General features: G+C 74.1%; 9 protein-coding genes. 3 read left to right on the top strand and 6 right to left on the bottom strand.

Annotated elements, in window-relative coordinates:
* Window positions 1-111: 111 nt before the first annotated feature.
* From ABZ457_RS29220 to ABZ457_RS29200, 5 genes are all read right to left on the bottom strand, one after another.
* On the bottom strand, window positions 112-1,404 hold the full coding sequence (locus tag ABZ457_RS29220) for an NAD(P)/FAD-dependent oxidoreductase (RefSeq protein ID WP_359163629.1): 1,293 nt from the start codon (window positions 1,402-1,404) through the stop codon (window positions 112-114).
* Between the two features lie 169 nt (window positions 1,405-1,573).
* Window positions 1,574-2,029, bottom strand: a complete 456-nt coding sequence (locus ABZ457_RS29215; RefSeq protein WP_359163626.1) for a nitroreductase family deazaflavin-dependent oxidoreductase — start codon at window positions 2,027-2,029, stop codon at window positions 1,574-1,576.
* A 153-nt stretch (window positions 2,030-2,182) separates the two neighbouring features.
* Window positions 2,183-3,724 (bottom strand): DHA2 family efflux MFS transporter permease subunit, encoded by a 1,542-nt coding sequence (locus ABZ457_RS29210; RefSeq protein WP_359163623.1) that lies wholly within the window; start codon window positions 3,722-3,724, stop codon window positions 2,183-2,185.
* A 48-nt stretch (window positions 3,725-3,772) separates the two neighbouring features.
* Window positions 3,773-4,249: a pyridoxamine 5'-phosphate oxidase family protein gene (locus ABZ457_RS29205; protein WP_359163619.1), complete on the bottom strand. Its 477-nt coding sequence runs from the start codon at window positions 4,247-4,249 to the stop codon at window positions 3,773-3,775.
* 64 nt (window positions 4,250-4,313) lie between these two features.
* A complete protein-coding gene (locus ABZ457_RS29200) occupies window positions 4,314-5,495 on the bottom strand; it encodes an acyl-CoA dehydrogenase family protein (protein ID WP_359163616.1) in 1,182 nt (393 codons plus the stop codon).
* Between the two features lie 393 nt (window positions 5,496-5,888).
* On the opposite strand from ABZ457_RS29200, the gene ABZ457_RS29195 reads away from it, so the two are divergent.
* Together ABZ457_RS29195 and ABZ457_RS29190 are read left to right on the top strand one after the other, a co-directional pair.
* Entirely contained in the window at window positions 5,889-6,746 is an 858-nt protein-coding gene (locus ABZ457_RS29195) for an NAD(P)H-binding protein (RefSeq protein ID WP_359163613.1), read from the top strand.
* A gap of 88 nt (window positions 6,747-6,834) precedes the next feature.
* The gene (locus tag ABZ457_RS29190) at window positions 6,835-7,242 is read left to right on the top strand and encodes a nuclear transport factor 2 family protein (protein ID WP_359163610.1); all 408 of its coding nucleotides are present in this window, start codon (window positions 6,835-6,837) and stop codon (window positions 7,240-7,242) included.
* 204 nt (window positions 7,243-7,446) lie between these two features.
* Here ABZ457_RS29190 and ABZ457_RS29185 read toward each other — a convergent pair whose 3' ends face one another.
* The gene (locus tag ABZ457_RS29185) at window positions 7,447-7,860 is read right to left on the bottom strand and encodes a nuclear transport factor 2 family protein (RefSeq protein WP_359163607.1); all 414 of its coding nucleotides are present in this window, start codon (window positions 7,858-7,860) and stop codon (window positions 7,447-7,449) included.
* 240 nt (window positions 7,861-8,100) lie between these two features.
* Between ABZ457_RS29185 and ABZ457_RS29180 the strand changes: the two genes are divergently transcribed.
* The coding region (locus tag ABZ457_RS29180) for an SDR family NAD(P)-dependent oxidoreductase (RefSeq protein WP_359163604.1) at window positions 8,101-21,090 on the top strand (12,990 nt) is incomplete at its 3' end.

Below are 21,090 nucleotides of genomic sequence, written 5' to 3'. Positions count from 1 at the left end.
ACGGCGGGGGGCTTGACCTAGGGGGCCGCGGGCCCCGGGGGGGGGGAGGGCCGGGAGCCGGCGGAGGCCGGGCGGCAGGGGTCCACCGCCCGGCTCGGCCGTCGGCAGGGGTCAGCCGATGACCGAGTTCACATGGCGGGCCGCCGCGAGGCCCGTCTCGATGGCGCCGTCGACACAGCCGCTCCAGCCCTTGGACATGTCGCCGTTGGCGAAGGCGAGACGTCCCTGCGGCTGCTGGATCGGGCCGAGGAGCTGGGAGAGCTGGCCGGGCTGGCGGTAGGCCCAGCCGCCCTGGGAGAACTCGTCGCGGCCCCAGTCGTGGTACGTGTAGTCGACCAGCTCGGCCCGCGGTTCGAGGAGCTTCACGGCCGCCTCGACCTGCTGGAAGTCGTCCGGGTCCACGTCGTCCTCGACGATGAAGCCGACCACGAGCTGGCCGTCGTCGAGGACCCGGTGCGCGAACAGGCCCACCATCGGGGCCCCTTCCTCGGACTGGGCGTACACCGGGCCGAAGTCGCCGCGGATGTGCAGGGCGAGCTTGACCGCGTTGGGCACGCCGATGCCCTCGGTGGAGGCGTCGGTGAACTCCTGCGGCAGACCGGGCCGGAAGTCGATGTTCTTCCACACGTTGACGGGGACGGCCACGACCGCGGACGCGGCGGTGAACACCTGCCCGTCGCGGGTGGTGACCCGCACCGTGGTGCCGTCGTCCTCGACGGAGGCGACGGCGGTGTTCAGGCGCAGCTCGGCTCTCGCGTCGGCGAGCATCGCCTCCGCGAGCTTGATCATGCCGTTCTCCAGGCGGTGGGTGAAGATCTCGTGGAACCCGATGTGCTCCAGGTTCCCGAGGGCCCACCAGTGGCCGGTCATGGTGAGCGCGCCGCGGGCGGCGCGGCCGCCGGACTCGCCCGAGGCGAGACCGGTGAGCAGGCCCTCGTCCTCCGGCGAGAGGTCCAGGTTCTTGATGGCGTCGTGCAGCGAGAGCTTGTCCGCCCGGGCGAGCCGCTCCGTGGCGCGCAGCGGCTCGTGCGGGTAGGGGAAGTACTCGTCGGCGTCGGCGAAGAGCCGGGTGAGCAGCTCGTGCTGACGGGCGAACGCCTCCTCGGCGGGGAAGGCGCGGTAGCCGTCCGGCTGGGGGAAGATCGCTATCTCCGGGTCGACGTCGGGGACGGTGCCTATGCCGTAGCGGGTCATCTCGGCCCACACGTGCGGCTGGGTCCAGTGCACCCAGGCGCCGCCCAGTTCGATGGTCTGGCCGGCGAACCGCTCCGTGTAGACGCGGCCTCCGATGCGGTCCCGGGCCTCCAGGAGGAGGGTCCGCCGGCCCTTGGCGGTCAGTTCGCGGGCGGCGGTGATGCCCGCGAATCCGGCGCCGATGACAATGGCATCGAAATCGTTGCTCAATTCGGTCTCCTGAATGACGAGTTGCCGCCTGTGGACGATTCACGCTATCCGGGGACAACCAATCGAACGTCCATCTGGGAGTAACCGAAAACGCCTTCGCAATCGGCCCGTTCACTGTCCGGGCGACATCGCGTGGCCGGTGATTCCGCGCCTGTTCACCACCCGTCCGCTAGGGAATTCGCTCCAGTACGACGACGGGAATCTGCCGTCCGAACCGGGTGGAGTTCGCCTGGTAGTGGTTGTACGCCGGAACGTGTGCCGTCATCAGCTTCCAGAGCCTTTCCCGCTCCTCGCCCACGGCGGTCCGGGCGGTCGCCAGGAACGTGTCCGCCTTCACCTGGACGTGGACCTCGGGGTGGGCGTCCAGGTTGAGGTACCAGGAGGGGTGGGCGGGGCCGCCCTGCATGTCGGAGGCGATGAGGACGTAGCGGTCGCCGTCGTAGCCGAAGAACAGGCCGGTGCGGCGCAGGGCGCCCGTTTTGCGGCCCACGGTGGTGAGCAGCAGGTTGGTCATGCCGCCCTCGTGGTAGCCGCTGGCGCCGCCGGTGCGCAGATAGCGCTGGACGTGCTCGGCCACGGCGGGGTTGGGGCTGTCGACGACTCGGTCCATGTCCCACGCTGTCATGGGTGGTACTCCTTCACGGGTGGTACTCCGTCCGCGCCGCCGGGGGCGCGGGTGTCGGTCGGGGCCGGCGCCGCCCGGAGGGGGTGGGCGGCGACGGGTGATGGGCCGCCCGGTGCGGGCGGCCCATCGGGTGCGGTCCTCGGCCGGGCCGGCTCAGAGCCCGGAGTGCGGCACCGCGTTCTGCTCGGCGCCGCTGCCCGCCTCCTCCTTCGGGGGCTTGAACAGCAGCAGGGTGACCACGACGCTGGCCGCGGCGAGGATCGCCAGGGCGACGAAGCCGGCCTGGAAGCCGTTGGTGAGGGCTTCCAGCTTCTCCCCGCCCGTGGTGTACGAGATCGTCACCGCGGAGGCGACGGCCGTACCGAGGGCGCCACCCATCTGGAAGGCGGCCGTGTTGATGCCGGAGGCGATGCCGGAGCTCTCCTCGGGGATGCCGGTCAGGGCGGCGATGGAGACGGCGACGAAGCCGAGGCCGAGACCGAAGCCGAAGATCAGCAGACCCCAGAACAGGTCGGCGAAGTAGCTGCCGTCCACCGAGACCTGGGTCAGCAGCAGCACACCGACGCCCATCAGCACGGTGGAGACCACGCCGAGCTTGCGGAAGCCGTACTTGGTGATGATGCGCGAGCCGATCTGCGAACCGGTCACCGACATCACGGTGTAGACGACGGTGCTCAGACCGAAGACCAGGGCGGTGTAGCCGAGGACCTGCTGCGCGTAGAGGGAGATCACCAGCACCGCGCCGAAGGTCACCATGCCGATCAGCAGCATCACGACGTTGCCGCCGACGAGGTTGCGGGAGCGGAACAGCTCCAGCGGCACCAGCGGGGCCTTGGCCCGCTTCTCGATGACGACGAACAGCGCGATGAGGACCGCGGCGCCGACGAGCAGTCCGACCGTGCGGGCGTCGGTCCAGCCGACGGCCGGGGCCTCGACGACGCCGTAGATGAACGCCACCAGCGCCACGGTGATGGTGACCGCGCCGAGTGTGTCGAAGGACCGGGTGCCCGTGGCGCCCTTGCTCTCCTTCAGCAGGCGCGGGGCCAGGGCGATCACCACGATGGCGACCGGGATGTTGATGAAGAAGATCCACTCCCAGCCGAGGGTGTCGTTGATCGGGCCGCCGACCAGCAGGGCCGCCATGGCGCCGCCGGCACCGTTGGCCGCCCAGATGGCGAGGGCCTTGTTCAGCTCCTTGCCGTCGGTGAACGTGGAGATCAGGATGGACAGCGCGGTCGGGGCGACGATCGCCGCCGAGATGCCCTGGCCCACACGGCCGAGGATCATGATCTCGCCGTTCCACGCCAGACCGGCGAGGAGCGAGGAGAACAGGAACAGGGCCATACCGATGACGAACATCCGGCGGCGGCCCAGCAGGTCCGCGGAGCGTCCGCCGAGGAGCAGCAGACCACCGAAGGTCAGCAGGTAGGCGCTCATCACCCACTGCGCGCCGCTGGCGGTGAGCGCCAGGTCGGCCTGGATGGACGGCAGCGCGAGGAGCACGATCTGCGCGTCGAGCTGCATCATGAAGAACGCCGTGCACAGGACGGCGAGCGCCTTCCAGCGCCGCGGGTCGAGGTTCTGCGCGGCGGCGGAGGCGGCGGCAGCCGCACCGCTCTTGCGCTCCTGGTCCACCTCCCCGGGTCCGCCCCGGTCGATTCCTGTGAAGTCGGACGTGCTGCTGTCTGCAGACATCACTTTCCCTTTCTCATGGTGACGTTGTTACGAACTGAGAAGCACGGTTCAGGGCTGCCAGATCTTGCTCCTCAGGTCCTGTCCGCGTACGACCTGAACACGGAAGGGATCCATGCGCAGCAGGCCGAATTCGGGGTCTTCGGGGCCGCCGGACCAGTACCGCGCGGGGTCGTATCCGACCCCGGCGGGGCTGCCCTTGCGGTACAGCTCCCACACCTCGTTCTTCGTCTTCTGGTCCTCGGCCCATTCGGCCTCGCAGTCCGTGAAGACGCAGTTCTGCCGGGGGCTCCAGTAGGAACAGGTGACATGCGGGTTGTTCTTGATGTGCGCCGTTTTCACCGGGGTCTTGTACGCGGCGAGCCAGCCGACCGGCCGGCCGTCCACGACCTCCCAGATCGGCAGCAGGACGCGGGCCCGGGGTCGGCCCTTCCGGTCCACCGTGATCAGCGAGCAGTAGACGATCTCCCGGACGTACCGTTCGAACTCCGGCTGGATCTCGGCGAATGACGTGACCTTGGTTGCCATGACGTTTCAGCTCTCTCCGCGCTGCCGTCCGTGTGCGGGCGGCGCCGCCGGGGCGCGGGCCCGGTCAGAGGAACGGGGTGTCGGGGTCGAGTCCGAGCAGGACGCGGCCGTGCACCTCAAGGTTGGTGGTGATCTGCATGAGGCCGTGCTGGGAGAGCGCCTGGATGTCCCGGTGCAGCCGCTGGAGCGGCGCCGACAGGGCGATCACGCTGGCGCCGCTCGCGGTGTAGAGGACCTCGACGGCCTCCTTGGCGAGCTGCACCGCGTAGGCGGTGTTGCCGCGGACCGCGGCCTTCTCGTCCCAGGTGGGGTGCTCGCCGGCGTCGGCACGGCGCTGGAGCAGCGCGGTGACCCGGCCGATCAGCGCCTCGGCGGCGGCGATCTTGTTGGCGGCGGTGGCCACCTGGATCTGGGTGAGCGGATGAGCGCTCTGGTCGGTCCAGTTGGTGTACGCGATACCGCGGCCCGGCACCCGGTCGAGGAAGAGTTCCAGGGCGGCCTGGGCGATGCCGAGGAAGCCGGCCGCCGCCTCGGTCATCACCAGGGTGTAGATGCCGTAGTTGCGGCCGTCCGCCCCGGTGTTGGACCGGTCGCCGGTGGTGCCGAGGACGGCCGCCTCGGCGTCCACCACCAGGTGCGCGGGGACGAAGAGGTCCTTCGCGGTGGAGGTGGAGCTGCCGGTGGCCGCGGCCCCGGCGACGTGCCAGTCGTCGGCGACGCTCATGGAGGCCATCGGCACCAGGGCGACGGACTCGCCGGTGATCTCGCCGTCCGGGCCCAGCAGATGGGCGGCGGTCATGTTCCAGTCGGCGCCGTGGCTGCCGGTGTTGAACCGCCAGGTGCCGTTGAGGACGTAGCCGCCCTCGGTGGGCGTGAGCGTGCCGCCGGGGGTGAACCCGCCGGAGACCCGCACCGAGCCGCCCCGGAATATCTCCTCCTGCGCCCGGTCGGGGTAGAGGGTCGCCATCCAGGCGGTGGACAGCCACACCATGGCCACCCAGCCGGTGGAGGCGCAGCCCCGGGAGATCTCCCGGATGATCTCGTTCTGGTCCGCGAGCGGCAGGCCGAGCCCGCCGAAGCGGACCGGCACCGCGGCCCTGAACACACCGGCCTTGTCGAGCAGTTCGATGTTCTCGTCGAGGATCCAGCGGCGCTCCTCGGACGCGTGCGCGTTCTCCCGCAGCGTCGGGACCAGCCGCTTCACCTCGTCGAGCACGGTCGTGCCGGCGACGTCGGTCGTACTCACCCTGCCTCCTCGGTCACATGGGTCGCATGGGTCACATGGGTCGGGACAGGAACGGCACTCGGCGGGGGTCCGCGGAACTCACCGGATCCTTGTCCTGTTCCGTGTCGCTGAACTGCGCGCAGCGCTGCGGAACAGCACACGCCGGACACGTCTCACGGAAACGTACCCGGCACGGATCTGATTTCTTCAAGCATCCGGTCACGCCCGGGTAATCACCTGTTCCACTTACCTCTGTAAACCACGCGATTACCGGCCGATTACCGGATTCTTAGCGGCCCGGGAGAGAGCTGTTGGCGATGTGTTGGCGGGCACTGCAAGGGCGGGAGACCCCACCGAGAGCGCAAAGGGAAAAGGGCCGTGGAATTCACGGCGGAGACATGCTGCACTGACCCCATGACAAATGAAGCTGTGACCGGAAAACCGATTCTCGTACTCGGGGGGACCGGCAAGACCGGCCGCCGGGTCGCCGAACAGCTCCGGGCGGGCGGCCACGCCGTCCGGGCCGCCAGCCGCTCCGGGGACACCCGCTTCGACTGGTACGACGAGTCCACCTGGGCGGCCGCGCTGGAGGGCGCGGGCGCGGTCTACATGGTGGACATGGTCGACGAGCCGGTGGAGTGGAACCCGGAGGAGTCCGTGCGCTCCTTCTGCCGGCAGGCCGCGGCCGCCGGCGTCGGACGGATCGTGCTCCTCCAGGCCCGCACCAACGAGGACGCGGGCGGCAAGTCCCTGATCGGCAGCGAGGACGAGGTCCGCGACTCCGGCCTGGAGTGGACCATCCTGCGGCCGGGCTGGTTCACCCAGAACTTCGACGAGGGCATCCTCCTCGACGGCATCCGCGCCGGCGAGGTCCGGCTGCCGGCGGGCGAGGGCAAAGAGCCGTTCATCGACTGCGACGACGTGGCCGCGGTGGCCGTCGCCGCGCTCACCGAGGACGGGCACGCGGGCCGTGTCTACGAGCTGTCCGGGCCCCGGCTGCTGACCTTCGGCGAGGCGGTGGCCGAGATCGCGGCGGCCACCGGCCGGGAGATCCGCTATGTGGCGCTCACCGCCGACGAGTACGTGGCCGAACTGGTCGCCGAAGGCGTGCCGGAGGACTACGCGCGGATGGTCGCCGACCTGATCGGCCAGATCAGGAAGGGCAAGGGAGCCTATCTGTCGACGGGCGTCCAGGACGCGCTCGGCCGCGCGCCGCGCGATGTCTCCGAGTGGGCCAAGCAGGCGGCGGCCACGGGCGTCTGGGACGTCTGAGCCCCGGCGCACCGCACGCACGCCGCACCGCAGCACACACACCGCAGCACACACACCGAACCCGACCGAACCGAAGAGGAGCTGTGCCATGACCACCACCGACGCCGAGCTGTGGAACCTCGAACTGACCGACGACCCCGACGTCCAGAACGACGTGTTCCTCAAGGCGTTCAACTCCGGTGACGGCGGCGTCTTCGACCGCCTCTACCGGGACGACGCGATATCCAACCTCTCCGGCGCGCCGCTGACCGGCGCCGAGCGCACCCGCGCGATCAAGGAGATGCTGGCGAAGGGCCCGACGCTCAACTCCACGCTGAAGCACTCCTACACGGCCGGCGACGTCACCCTGATCGTCGTCGACTTCGAGCTGGGCCTGCCCGACGAGGAGGGCAACCTCGTGCCGGTCAAGGGCTCCTGCACGGACGTCATCCGCCGGGGCGAGGACGGCCGCTGGCTGATGGCCATCGACCGCCCGGTCGCGGACCCGGCCGCCTGACGCACGCACGACGCACCACGAAGGACCGCACGGCCGGGGACGAGCCGGAGCCGTGCGGTCCTTCTGCGTGCGGTTCTTCGCTGTGCGGTTGTCTTGCGTGCGGTGTGCGGTGTGCGGTGTGCGGTGCCCGTGGTGCGGGTGGTGCGGGTGGTGCGTGTCGTGCGAGTGGTGCGAGTGGTGCGTGGGTTGGGGGTGCGGCCGGGGTTACGCGGCCGGGCGGACCTGCTCGCCGAACGGGTCGTCGACCGCGTACAGCCAGCTGCCGTCGTCCTGGCGGCGCAGCACATCGAGGCCGACGCCCTGGAGCTCCTCCTTGGCGCCGCCCTCGCCGGTGACCTCCATCGTCCAGTCGACGACGAGGAGCGCGGTGTCCCCGGTCACGTACGACTCGCGGACCGCGGCCCGCATCACCGGCTTCTGCGTGGCCAGGAACTCCTTCGCGAAGTTCTCCCGCGCCGCGCCGCTGATCGGGTTGCCGGGCTCCCAGACGGCGACCGCCTCGGGGGTGTAGTGGCGGTTGACGGCGTCGGCGTCGCCCGCGTTGAACGCGGTGAGATAGCTCTCGACGTGCTCCTCTATTTCCTTGGGAAGAACCGGGCTCTGCGTGGTGTCGGCCATTTCCTCGCCTTTCGCTTTCGGGGCGTTCGATACGGAGTGTTCCCGCCCGAAGTTAGCCCGGGTGCGAACACTCCCCACCCATCGCCAGGTAATGCACCCGCCGCTTCTCCGCGTTCCGCGGATTACTGCCATGTGGTCGCGCACTGAGAGACGGATAAACAACCGGCGGTACGGTCGGTTTTCGAAAACCAGCAGCATTCTTGAACCGTTGTGAGACGCAGTAGGGAAAGGGCACCCGACGTGACGACGAGCGGACACGACACCTTGGCCACCGATGGATCGGGAGCGCCGTACGAGCCGATCGCCGTCATCGGGATGTCCTGCCGGCTGCCGGGGGCACCGGACCCGGCGGCCTTCTGGGACCTCCTCGCGGCGGGCCGGGACGCCGTCACCGACCCCCCGGCCGACCGCCGCCCCGCCGATGTGAACGGCGAGGACGCCACCGGCCCGGACGGTGAGCGCGACGCGGCCCTGCCGCGCGGTGGATACCTGGACGCGGTGGGCGACTTCGACGCCCCGTTCTTCCGCCTCTCCCCCCGCGAGGCCGCCGCGACCGACCCCCAGCAGCGCCTGGTCCTGGAGCTGTCCTGGGAGGCCCTGGAGGACGCGGGCATCGTGCCGGCCGCGCTGCGCGGCAGCCGGACCGCCGTCTTCGTCGGCACCCTGCGCGACGACTGGACCAGCCTGCTCTATCTGCACGGCGCCGAGGCGATCACCCAGCACACCATGACCGGTGTGAACCGGGGCATCATCGCCAACAGGGTCTCCCACCACCTGGGCCTGACCGGGCCGAGCCTGACCGTGGACGCCGCGCAGTCCTCCTCCCTGGTCGCGGTGCACCTGGCCTGCGAGAGCCTGCGTTCGGGCGAGTCCGAGGCCGCCCTCGCGGCGGGCGTGAACCTCAACCTCCTCGCGGAGAACGCGGTCACCGAGTCCCGCTTCGGCGCCCTCTCCCCCGACGGCGTCAGCTACACCTTCGACGCCCGCGCCAACGGCTTCGTCCCGGGCGAGGGCAGCGGTGTCCTGGTCCTGAAGACGCTCTCCCGCGCCCTCGCCGACGGTGACCGGATCCACGGGGTGATCCGCGCGAGCGCCGTCAACAACGACGGCCCCGCCGACGGGCTCACCGTGCCCAGCGCCGCCGCCCAGGAGGCGGTGCTGCGCGAGGCGTACGAGCGGGCCGGGATCGCGCCCGACGAGGTGCAGTACGTCGAACTCCACGGCACCGGCACCCCGGTGGGCGACCCGGTCGAGGCCGCCGCGCTCGGGGCCGCCCTCGGCACCCTCCGCGGGCCGGACGCCGGGCCGCTGCGGGTCGGCTCGGTGAAGACCAACATCGGGCATCTGGAGGGCGCCGCCGGGATCGCGGGCCTGATCAAGACCCTGCTGAGCCTGCGCCACCGGGCCCTGCCCGCCAGCCTCAACTTCGAGACGCCGAACCCGCGTATCCCGCTGGACGAGCTGGGCCTCGCGGTGCAGCGGGAGTTCGGCGACTGGCCGCGCCCCGACGCCCCCCTCGTCGCCGGGGTCAGCTCCTTCGGCATGGGCGGCACCAACTGCCATGTGGTGGTCGCCGAGCCCCCGGCCGCACCTTCCGCCGCGCCCGAGGCCCCCGCCGCCCCGGCGGTCCTGCCCTGGGTGGTCTCCGGGCAGGGCCCGGACGCCCTGCGCGCCCAGGCCGCCCGGCTGCGCGCCTTCGCCGCCGACCGCCCCGAGGTCCCGGCCGCCGCCCTCGCCCACGCCCTCGTCACCCGCCGCACCGCCTTCGAGGACCGGGCCGTCGCCGTCGCCACCGACCGCGCGGGCCTGCTCGACGCCCTCGGCGCGCTCGCGGCGGGCACCCCGGCCGCGTCCCTGGTGCGCGGCACCGTCCAACCCGGCACCCTCGCCTTCCTCTTCACCGGCCAGGGCGCCCAGCGCACCGGCATGGGCCGGGAGCTGTACGACGCGTTCCCGGTGTACGCGGCCGCCTTCGACGCCGTCGCCGCCGCCTTCGCCCCGCTGCTGGACCGCCCGCTCGCCGAGGTGGTCGCGGACGGCGAGGGCCTGGACCGGACCGGGTACACCCAGCCCGCCCTGTTCGCCGTCGAGGTGGCCCTGTTCCGGCTGCTGGAGTCCTGGGGCCTGCGCCCGGACGCGCTGGCCGGGCACTCCATCGGCGAACTGGCCGCCGCGCACGTCGCCGGGGTCCTCTCCCTGCCGGACGCCGCACGCCTGGTCGCCGCCCGCGCCCGGCTGATGGAGGCCCTGCCCGGCGGCGGCGCGATGATCGCCGTGGAGGCGTCCGAGGACGAGGTGCTGCCGCTGCTCGCCGGGCACGAGGCACGGCTCGGCCTGGCCGCCGTCAACGGCCCCCGGTCCGTGGTCCTCTCCGGCGACGAGGAGCCCGCCCTCGCCGTGGCCGCCCTCCTCGCCGACCGCGGCCGGCGCACCAAGCGGCTCACCGTCAGCCACGCCTTCCACTCCCCGCGCATGGACGCGATGCTGGACGAGTTCCGGACCGTCGCCGAGTCGCTGGCGTACGCGCCGCCGCGTATCCCCGTCGTCTCCGCCGTCACCGGGACCCCTGCCACCGCCGAACAGCTCACCTCCCCCGGCTACTGGGTCGAGCAGGTGCGCCGCCCGGTCCGCTTCCTGGACGCGGTGCGCACCCTGGAGTCCGCCGGCGCGGCCACCCTCCTCGAACTCGGCCCGGACGGCGTCCTGTCCGCCCTCGCCGCCGACGGGGTCCGCGACCCCGGCGCGGTGACCGCCGTGCCCGTGCTGCGCGCCGGCCGTCCCGAGGCCGTGAGCGCCGTCCTCGCCCTGGCGACCGCGTTCGTGCGCGGCGCCGCCGTGGACTGGGCCGCCGTGTACGGCGGCGGCACCGCCCCCACCCCCACCGACCTGCCCACCTACGCCTTCCAGCGGCAGCGGCACTGGTTCGACGGCACCCGCCGCGCACCGCTCGCCCTGCCCGCGGCGGCGGTGGGCCGCGAGCCGGCGACCGGCCCCGAGGACGCCGTGCGGGGCGGCCTCGGGCGCCGGATCGCCGGGCTGACCGGCGCGGACCGCACCCGGGCCGTCGCCGAGGTGGTCGACGCGCGGATCGCCGCCGTCCTGGAGTACGCGCCCGGCGCACGCGTCCCCCGGCACACCCCGTTCAAGGACCTGGGCTTCACCTCCCTGATGTCCACCGAGCTGCGCGCCGCCCTCGCCGAGGCCACCGGGCTGCGGCTGCCCACCGGGCTCCTCTTCGACCACCCGACCCCGCAGGCGCTGACCGCGTTCGTGGAGGCCCGACTCCTGGGCACCGGCGAGGCGGACGGCACGGACACCTTCCGGGCCGATGCCGCCGAGGCCGAACCCGTCGCGATCGTCGGCATGGCCTGCCGCTACCCGGGCGGGGTGTCCTCGCCGGAGGACCTGTGGCGGCTGGTCGCCGAGGGCGCGGACGTCGTCGGCGGCTTCCCCACGGACCGGGGCTGGGACGAGGACCTGTACGACCCCGACCCGGACCGCCCGGGCCGCAGCGCGGTCCGGCACGGCGGCTTCCTGGAGAACGCCGGGGCCTTCGACGCCGCCTTCTTCGGTATCTCGCCCCGCGAGGCCCTGGCCATGGACCCGCAGCAGCGGCTGCTGCTGGAGACCGCCTGGGAGGCCGTGGAGCGCGCCGGGATCGACCCGGGGGCGCTGCGCGGCAGCCGGACCGGCGTCTTCGTCGGCGCCAGCCCGCTGGAGTACGGGCCCCGGATGGACGAGGCCCCCGAGTCGGTGCAGGGCAGCGTCCTCACCGGCTCCGCGCCCAGCGTGATGTCCGGGCGGATCGCCTACCAACTCGGCCTGATCGGGCCTGCGGTGACCGCCGACACCGCCTGCTCCTCCTCGCTGGTGGCCCTGCACCTGGCGATCCGTTCGCTGCGCTCCGGCGAGACCACGATGGCGCTGGCGGGCGGGGCGACGGTGATGTCCTCGCCCGGCATGTTCGTGGAGTTCTCCCGGCAGCGCGGCCTCGCCCCCGACGGCCGCTGCAAGTCCTTCTCGGCGGACGCGGACGGCACCGGGTGGGCCGAGGGCGTCGGCCTGCTCCTCGTCGAGCGGCTGTCGGACGCGCGGCGGAACGGGCACCCGGTCCTCGCCGTGATCCGGGGCTCCGCCGTCAACCAGGACGGCGCCAGCAACGGGCTGACCGCCCCCAACGGCCCCTCCCAGGAACGCGTCATCCGCCAGGCCCTCGCCGACTCCGGGCTCGCCCCCGGGGACGTGGACGCGGTCGAGGCGCACGGCACCGGCACCCGGCTCGGCGACCCCATCGAGGCGGAGGCCCTGCTCGCCACCTACGGCCAGGACCGGGACAGCGGGCGCCCGCTGTACCTGGGGTCGCTGAAGTCGAACATCGGGCACGCGCAGGCCGCGGCCGGGGTCGGCGGCGTCATCAAGATGGTCCAGGCGATACGGAACGGCACCCTGCCCAGGACCCTGCACGCCGAGGAGCGTTCCCCGCACATCGACTGGGACGCGGGCGGCCTCGAACTCCTCACCGAGGCCCGCGACTGGCCCGAGGCGGACGGCCGCCCCCGCCGGGCCGGGGTCTCCTCCTTCGGCATCAGCGGCACCAACGCGCACATCGTCCTGGAGCAGGCCCCCGAGCCGGAGCCGGCAGCGCCGAGCGCCGGGACCCCGGCCGAGGCCCCGGCGCTGCCGCTGCCGTGGGTGCTGTCCGCGCGGGACGACACGGCGCTGCGGGCCCAGGCGGAACGGCTGCGCGGCCATCTGACGCGGACCGGCGCCGACCCGGCCGCCACCGGCCTCTCCCTCGCCACCGGCCGGGCCGCCTTCGAGCGGCGCGCCGTGGTCCTCGGCACCGACCGCGCCGAACTCCTCGCGGGCCTCGACGCCCTGGCCGCCGGCACCGACTCCCCGTCCGTGCTCCGGGGCACCGCCGAGGGGCCCGCCCGGACCGCCTTCCTCTTCACCGGCCAGGGCGCCCAGCGGGCCCGGATGGGCACCGGACTGCGGGCGGCCCACCCGGTGTTCGCCGCCGCCTTCGACGCCGCCCTCGACGCCTTCGACGGCCTGCTGCCCACCCCGCTGCGCGAGGTCCTGGCCGCCGAACCGGGGTCCGCCACGGCCGCGCTGCTGGACGAGACCACCTACACCCAGCCCGCCCTGTTCGCCGTCGAGACCGCCCTGTTCCGGCTGCTGGAGCACCACGGCATGACACCCGACGTGCTCACCGGCCACTCGGTCGGCGAACTCGCCGCCGCGCACGCCGCCGGGGTCCTCACCCTCGGCGACGCGGCCCGCCTGGTCGCGGCCCGCGGCCGGCTGATGCAGTCCGCCCCGGCGGGCGGCGCGATGGTCGCCGTCGAGGCCGAGGAGGCGGAGGTCCTGGACTCGCTCACCGGCCTGGCGGACTCCGTCGCGGTCGCCGCGGTCAACGCACCGCGTTCCGTGGTGATCGCGGGCGACGCGGAGGCCGTCGAACGGGTCGCCGAGGGCTGGCGGGAGCGGGGGCGGCGAACACACCGGCTGACGGTGAGCCATGCCTTCCACTCGCCGCACATGGACGCGGTCCTGGACGAGTTCCGGGACGTGACGGCGGGTGTCACCTTCGCACCGCCGCGCATCCCGGTCGTCTCCACGGTCACCGGCGAGACCGCCACCGTGGAGGAGCTGACCTCCCCCGACCACTGGGCCCGGCAGATCCGCGCGACCGTGCGCTTCGCGGACGCGGCCCGGGAACTGGCCCGGCAGGGCGTGGGCGTCCTCGTCGAACTCGGCCCGGACGCGGTGCTCACCGCCCTGGCCCGGCGGACCCTGGAGGACGCCCCGGTCACGGCCGTGCCCCTGCTGCGCGCGGGCCGCGACGAGGGGGCCTCCTTCGCGGCGGGCGTCGCGGAGGCGTACGCGCACGGCGCGCCGCTGGACGCGGCCACCTTCTTCCCCGGCGCCCGGCGCACCGAGCTGCCCACCTACGCCTTCCAGCGGGAGCACTTCTGGCTGCCCTCCCGCACCCCGCGCACCGACGCCGCCTCCCTGGGCCTGGAGACGGCCGGGCACCCGCTGCTCACGGCGGCGGTGGAGCTGGCCGACCGCGAGGACACCGTGTTCACCGGCCGGCTCTCGCTCGCCGCGCACCCCTGGCTGGCCGACCACACCGTCAGCGGCACCGTGCTGCTGCCCGCGACCGCGTTCCTGGAGCTCGCGGGCGCGGCGAGCCGCCACGCCGACGCGGCGGAGGTGGCCGAACTGACCCTGGAGGCGCCGCTGCCGCTGCCGGAACGCGGCGCGGTCCGCATCCAGGTGACCCTGGGCGCGCCGGACGCCGCCGGGCAGCGGGCGTTCACCGTCCACTCGCGCCCGGACGGGGCGCCCGCCGACGCGCCGTGGACGCGGCACGCGAGCGGTGCCCTGGCGCCCGGGGAGGCGCGGTTGCCGGTTGTTGGCACGGCGGAACGGTTCGCCGTATGGCCGCCGGAGGGCGCGGAGGCCGAACCGCTGGACGACGTGTACGCCCGCCTCGACGCCCTCGGCTACTCCTACGGGCCCGCCTTCCAGGGGCTGCGGGGGATCTGGCGGCGCGGCGAGGAGGTGTTCGCGGAGGTGCGGCTGCCGGAGGCGCTGCACGAGGGGGCCGGGCAGTACGGCGTCCACCCGGCACTGCTGGACGCGGTGCTGCACCCGCTGGTGCTGGACGCGGGGTCGGGTGCACCGGGCGCGGGCGCGGACCCCGAGGGCTCCGGCTCGGGTTCGGGTTCGGGGTCGGCGGGCTCCGGCTCCGGCGGCTCGGGCGGCGGCTCCGGCTCCGGCTCCGGCGGCGGCGGAACGATCCGGTTGCCGTTCAGCTGGAGCGGCGCGGCCGTCCACGCGTACGGCGCCACCGAGTTGCGGGTGGCGCTCACCCCTGTGGCCGAGGACACCGCCGCCCTGGCGCTGGCCGACGCGACGGGCGCGCCCGTCGCCACCGTGGAGGCGCTGACCCTGCGCGCGGTCGCCAAGGACCGGATCGCGGCGGCCGGACCGGCCCCGGCCGGGGCGCTGTTCACCGTCGACTGGCCCGAGGTGACGGCCCCGGAACCGGCCGCCGCCGACGGCGACCGGGACCCGGCGTGGGCGGAGCTGCCCGCGGCGGCCTTCGGGCCCACGACCGATGCGGCGGCGGACCCGTTCGCGTCCGCCGAGGGCGCGGACACCGTGCTCGTACGCGTCGAAGCGGACGCCACCGACGACGACCCGCACACGGCCGCCCGCCGGACCCTGCGGCTGCTGCGGCGCTGGCTCGCCGACGAGCGGTTCACCGACGCCCGGCTGGCGGTGCTGACCCGGCGGGCCGTGGCCGTGGACCCCACCGACGACGTGGACCTGGCCACCGCCTCGGTCTGGGGCCTGGTCCGCGCCGCGCAGTCCGAACACCCCGGCCGCATCACCCTGATCGACCTCGGCCCCGATCAGGACGCCGAGGGTCTGCTGCCCGCCGCGCTCGCCGCCTCCCTCGCCGCCGACGAGCCGCAGCTCGCCGTCCGCGACGGCCGGCTCCGGGCCCCCCGCCTCGCCCGGTCCCCCCGATCGACCGCTCCCACCCCGTCCGCGTCCGCCGACCCGGCCACCGCCCCGTCCGCGTCCCCCGACCCGGCCACTGCCCCGGAGGCGCCCGTCCTCTCCCCCGGCGGCACCGTGCTGGTCACCGGCGGGACCGGCGGGCTCGGCGCGCTGGTCGCCCGGCACCTGGTGACCCGGCACGGCGTCCGGCACCTGCTGCTCAGCAGCCGGCGCGGCCCCGACGCCCCCGGCGCCGAGGCGCTGACCGCCGAACTGACCGCGCTCGGCGCCGAGGTGACCGTCATGGCCGCCGACGCCGCCGACCGCGACGCGCTGAGGGGCCTCCTCGCCGCCGTCCCGGACGCGCACCCCCTGACCGCCGTCGTGCACACGGCGGGCGTGCTCGACGACGCCACCGTGGCGTCGCTCACCGACGAGCGCCTCGACGCCGTACTGCGGCCCAAGGCGGAGGCGGCCCGGCTGCTGCACGAGCTGACCGCCCCGCTCGACCTCGACGCGTTCGTACTGTTCTCCTCGGTGTCCGGGCTCACCGGCACCGCCGGGCAGGCCAACTACGCGGCCGCCAATACCTATCTCGACGCCCTCGCCCACCACCGCCGGGCCCGTGGCCTCGCCGCGACCTCCCTGGCCTGGGGCCTGTGGGACGGCTCCCACGGCATGGGCGCCCGGCTATCCGACGCGGATCTGGCGCGCTGGGCCCGGGCGGGCACGGTCCCGCTCACGCCCGAGCTGGGTCTCGCCCTGTTCGACGCGGCGCTGACGGACGCCACCCCGCTGCTCGCGCCGCTCCATCTGGACCTGGCCGCGTTCCGCACCGGGGGCGGCCCGGTGCCCCCGCTCTACCGGGGCCTGGTCCGCGCCCGGCCCCGCCGGGCGGCGGGCACGGCGGGTGCGAGTGCGGGTGGCGCGTCCGGTTCGGACTGGGTGCGTCAGCTCGCGGCCCTGCCCGCCGACAAGCGGGAGTCCGCCGTCCTCGGCCTGGTCCGCACCACGGTCGCCGGGGTCCTCGGCCACGCCGGGGCCACCGCCGTCGACCCGGAACGCGCCTTCAACGACCTGGGCTTCGACTCCATGGCGGGTGTGGACCTGCGCAACCGGCTGGGCGCGGCCACCGGTCTGAAGCTCCCGGCCACGGCCGTCTTCGACCATCCGACCCCGGCCGCGCTGACCGCGTACCTGCTCACCCGCGTCAGCGAGGCGAAGGCTCCCGCGGCGGGTGCCGCCGCACGGCGGCCGAGGGGCGGGACATCCGACGAACCGATCGCGATCGTCGGCATGGCCTGCCGCTTCCCGGGCGGGGTGTCCTCCCCGGAGGACCTGTGGCGGCTGGTCGCCGAAGGCACCGACGCCATCAGCGAGTTCCCCGTCAACCGGGGCTGGGACCTGGAGCGCCTCTACGACCCGGACCCGGAGCACACCGGCACCTCCTACACCCGCCACGGCGGCTTCCTGCACGACGCCGACCTCTTCGACCGGGAGTTCTTCGGCCTCTCCCCGCGCGAGGCGACCGCGATGGACCCGCAGCAGCGGCTCCTCCTGGAGACCGCCTGGGAGACCTTCGAGAGCGCCGGCATCGACCCGGCGCGGGTCCGGGGCAGCAACACCGGCGTGTTCGCGGGGGCCATGTACGACGACTACGCCTCCCGGCTCGCCTCCTCCCCGGAGGAGTTCGAGGGGTTCCTGCTCGCGGGCAACCTGTCCAGCGTGCTGTCCGGCCGGCTGTCGTACACCTACGGCCTCGAAGGCCCGGCCGTCACCGTGGACACGGCCTGCTCGTCCTCCCTGGTCGCGATGCACCTGGCGGCGAACGCGCTGCGGTCCGGTGAATGCGACCTGGCCCTCGCGGGCGGCGTGACGGTGATGAACAGCCCGCACACCTTCGTGGAGTTCTCCCGCCAGCGCGGCCTCTCCGAGGACGGCCGCTGCCGGTCCTTCTCCGCCGACGCGGGCGGCACGGGCTGGAGCGAGGGCGTCGGCCTGCTTCTCGTCGAGCGGCTGTCCGACGCGCGGCGCAACGGACACCAGGTACTCGCCGTGATCCGGGGCTCGGCCGTCAACCAGGACGGGGCCAGCAACGGCCTGACCGCGCCCAACGGCCCCTCCCAGGAACGCGTCATCCGCCAGGCCCTGGCCACGGCGGGTCTCACCACCGCCGATGTGGACGCGGTGGAGGCCCACGGCACCGGCACGACCCTGGGCGACCCCATCGAGGCGCAGGCGCTGCTCGCCACCTACGGCGAGGACCGCCCCGAGGACCGGCCCCTCTACCTCGGCTCGCTGAAGTCGAACATCGGGCACGCGCAGGCCGCGGCCGGGGTCGGCGGCGTCATCAAGATGGTCCAGGCGATACGGAACGGCACCCTGCCCAGGACCCTGCACGCCGAGGAGCGTTCCCCGCACATCGACTGGGACGCGGGCGGCCTCGAACTCCTCACCGAGGCCCGCGACTGGCCCGAGGCGGACGGCCGCCCCCGCCGGGCCGGGGTCTCCTCCTTCGGCATCAGCGGCACCAACGCGCATGTGGTGCTGGAGCAGGCCCCCGAGCCCCGGCCGGTCCCGCGCACCGCCGAGCCCGGCACGGCGACCGGGACCGGGACCGGGACCGAAGCGTCCGGGGTGGCCGTGGCGGCCGTCGTGCCCTGGATCGTCTCCGGGAAGACCGAACAGGCGCTGCGCGCCCAGGCGGAGCGGCTGCGGCGGTTCGTCCTCGACGCCACCGAGCCGGTGCGTCCGGCCGACGTCGGCCACGCCCTCGCCACGCGGCGGGCCGTGCTCGACCACGGCGCCGTCGTCCTCGGCGCCGACCGCGAGTCCCTGGTGCGCGGCCTGGCCGCCGTCGCCCGGGGCGAGAACGCCCCGGGCACGGCACGGGCGCGCGCCGCACGCGGCGGGAAGACGGCGTTCCTCTTCACCGGCCAGGGCAGCCAGCGCCTCGGCATGGGCCGGGAGCTGTACACCGCGAACCCGGTCTATGCGGCCGCCTTCGACGAGGTCTGCCGCCACCTGGACGGCGAACTGCCGCGCCCTCTCAAGGACGTGCTCTTCGCCCCGGAGAACTCGGCCGACGCGGCGCTGATCGACCAGACCGCGTTCACCCAGGCGGCCCTGTTCGCTGTCGAGACCGCCCTGTTCCGGCTGTTCGAGCACTACGGGATCGTCCCCGACCACCTCCTCGGCCACTCGATCGGCGAGGTCACGGCGGCCCACGCCGCCGGGGTCCTCTCCCTGGAGGACGCCTGTGTGATGGTCGCCGAACGGGGCCGGCTGATGCAGGCCGCGCGCGAAGGCGGGTCGATGGCCGCCGTGGCGGCGGGCGAGGACGAGGTACGCGCCTCCCTCGCCCCGTACGGCGACCGGGTCGCCGTCGCCGGGGTCAACGGGCCGCAGGCGATGGTGATCTCCGGTGACGCGGACGTGGTCGCCGAGGTCGCGGCCACCTGGCGGGCCAAGGGCGCGCGCACCAAGCTGCTGCCGGTCTCGCACGCCTTCCACTCGCCCCATATGGACGAGGTCCTGGACGAGTTCCGCGAGATCGTCTCCTGCCTGACGCTCCACCCGCCGCGCATCCCGCTGGTCTCCAATGTGACCGGCACCCTCGCCACCGACGAACAGCTCACCTCCCCCGACTACTGGGCCCGCCACATCCGCGAGGCGGTCCGCTTCGCGGACGGGGTGCGGTATCTGGCGGCGGAGGGCGCGACGGAGTTCCTGGAGCTGGGCCCGGACGGCGTCCTGACCGCCCTCGCGCAGGCCGTCCTCACCGAGGACGCCGAGGACGCGGCGGCGGCCGGGGTCCTCGTCCCGGCGCTGCGGCGTGGCCGCCCGGAGCCGGAGACGGTGACCGAGGCGCTGGCCCTGCTCCGCCTCCGGGGCGCGTCCCCGGACTGGGACGCGGTCTTCCCCGGCGCCCGGCCCACCGCCCTGCCCGGGTACGCCTTCCAGCACGAGCGGTACTGGCTGGACGCGGCGGAGACGCCCGCCGACGCGGGCGGCCTGGGCCTCACCCCGGCCGGTCACCCGCTGCTGGGCGCGGCCGTACGCCTCGCCGACCGGGACGCGTATCTGTTCACCGGCCGCCTCTCGACGCGGACGCACCCGTGGCTGGCGGACCACGCCGTGGCCGGGACCGTCCTCGTCCCTGCCACCGGTCTGCTGGAGCTCGCCGTGTGGGCGGGCGGGCAGATCGACACCCCGGCCGTGGAGGAACTGACCTTCTCCGCGCCCCTGGTGCTGCCCGCGACGGGCGGCGTTCAGGTCCAGCTCGTGGTGGACGCGGCGGACGAGTCGGGGCGGCGGGGCGTGGCGATCCACTCCCGTGCCGACAGCGAGTCCGGGGGCCTGGGCGAGGGCGAGGGCGCGGGCGGGTGGACGCTGAACGCGAGCGGCACGCTCGGGACCGAGCCCCCGGAGCCGGGGTCGGGGTCGGACGGTGCCTGGCCGCCGGCCGGTGCGGTGGAGGTGCCGCTGGACGGGGTGTACGACCGGCTCGCCGACCATGAGTACGCGTACGGGCCCGCGTTCCAGGGCCTGACCCGGCTCTGGACGGATGACGACGCCGGCCTCTACGCCGAGGTGGCCCTCCCGGAGGACGAGCAGGCCCAGGCCGGGCGGTTCCTGCTGCACCCCGCCCTGCTGGACGCGGCACTCCACCCGCTCCTGCCCGGGGTCGCCGCCCCGGACCGGCCCGCCGTCCTGCCGTTCTCCTGGAACGGCGTCACCCTGCACGCGGTCGGCGCGACCACCCTCCGCGTGCGGATCTCGCCGACGGGCCCCGACACAGTCGCGCTCACGGCCGCCGACCCGACCGGCCGTCCGGTGACCACCGTCGAGACCCTGCATCTGCGGCCGCTCGATCTCGACGCCCTGCGCCGGGCCGGTGCGAGTGCGGGTGCCGGAACCGCCGGCCGGGACGGGCTCCTGCGGATGACCTGGGCTCCCGCCACACCTCAGGGCGATACGCGGTATGCGGGGGCCACACCTCAGGTGCTGGACCTGACGGCCCCCGGTACGGCGTCGGACCCGGCGGCTGTGCGGGAAGCACTGCACCTGGCGCTGCGTGAGGTCCAGCGGTGGCTGGCCGAACCCTCGGAGGGTCCGCTCGTGGTCCTCACCCGGGGCGCGGTGGCGACGAGGCCGGACGAGGGCATCACGGACCTCACCCACGCTCCCGTCTGGGGACTCGTCCGCACCGCGCAGACCGAGAACCCCGACCAGATCGTCCTTCTCGACCTGGACCCGCAGTCGGCCTTGGAGGAAAGCGAGTACTCAGCCCTGGTCACCACGACTCTCGGCCTCGGCCATGCTCAACTTGCCCACCGCGAGGGCCAGTTCCTGACCCCGCTACTCAGCCGGGTCGAGGCCCCCACCGCCCCCGCGGCTCCCGCCTGGGGCGAGGGGACGGTGTTGATCACCGGCGCGACCGGCACCCTCGGCACCGCCCTCGCCCGCCACCTCGTCACCCACCACCACGCCCGACACCTCCTCCTCCTCTCCCGACGCGGACCCGACGCCCCCGGCGCCACCCAACTCACAGCAGAACTCCAAGCCGCCGGAGCGAGCGTCCATCTCGTCGCCTGCGACGCCGCCGACCGAGACCAACTCGCCGCCACCATCCAGGCCATCCCCGCCGACCGACCCCTCACCGCCGTCATCCACACCGCCGGCACCCTCGACGACACCGTCCTCACC

It is taken from the genome of Streptomyces sp. NPDC005805, assembly GCF_040630445.1.
In the GTDB taxonomy this organism is placed as follows: Bacteria; Actinomycetota; Actinomycetes; order Streptomycetales; family Streptomycetaceae; genus Streptomyces.
The sequence above is the reverse complement of the archived record's forward strand: the minus strand, read 5'-3'. Positions and strand labels throughout refer to the sequence as shown.

Excerpts from the sequence above, each read along its gene's own strand:
- ABZ457_RS29215 (WP_359163626.1), bottom strand. The coding sequence starts at position 2,029 with ATGACAGCGTGGGACATGGACCGAGTCGTCGACAGCCCCAACCCCGCC.
- ABZ457_RS29210 (WP_359163623.1), bottom strand. The coding sequence starts at position 3,724 with ATGTCTGCAGACAGCAGCACGTCCGACTTCACAGGAATCGACCGGGGC.
- ABZ457_RS29205 (WP_359163619.1), bottom strand. The coding sequence starts at position 4,249 with ATGGCAACCAAGGTCACGTCATTCGCCGAGATCCAGCCGGAGTTCGAA.
- ABZ457_RS29195 (WP_359163613.1), top strand. The coding sequence starts at position 5,889 with ATGACAAATGAAGCTGTGACCGGAAAACCGATTCTCGTACTCGGGGGG.
- ABZ457_RS29190 (WP_359163610.1), top strand. The coding sequence starts at position 6,835 with ATGACCACCACCGACGCCGAGCTGTGGAACCTCGAACTGACCGACGAC.
- ABZ457_RS29185 (WP_359163607.1), bottom strand. The coding sequence starts at position 7,860 with ATGGCCGACACCACGCAGAGCCCGGTTCTTCCCAAGGAAATAGAGGAG.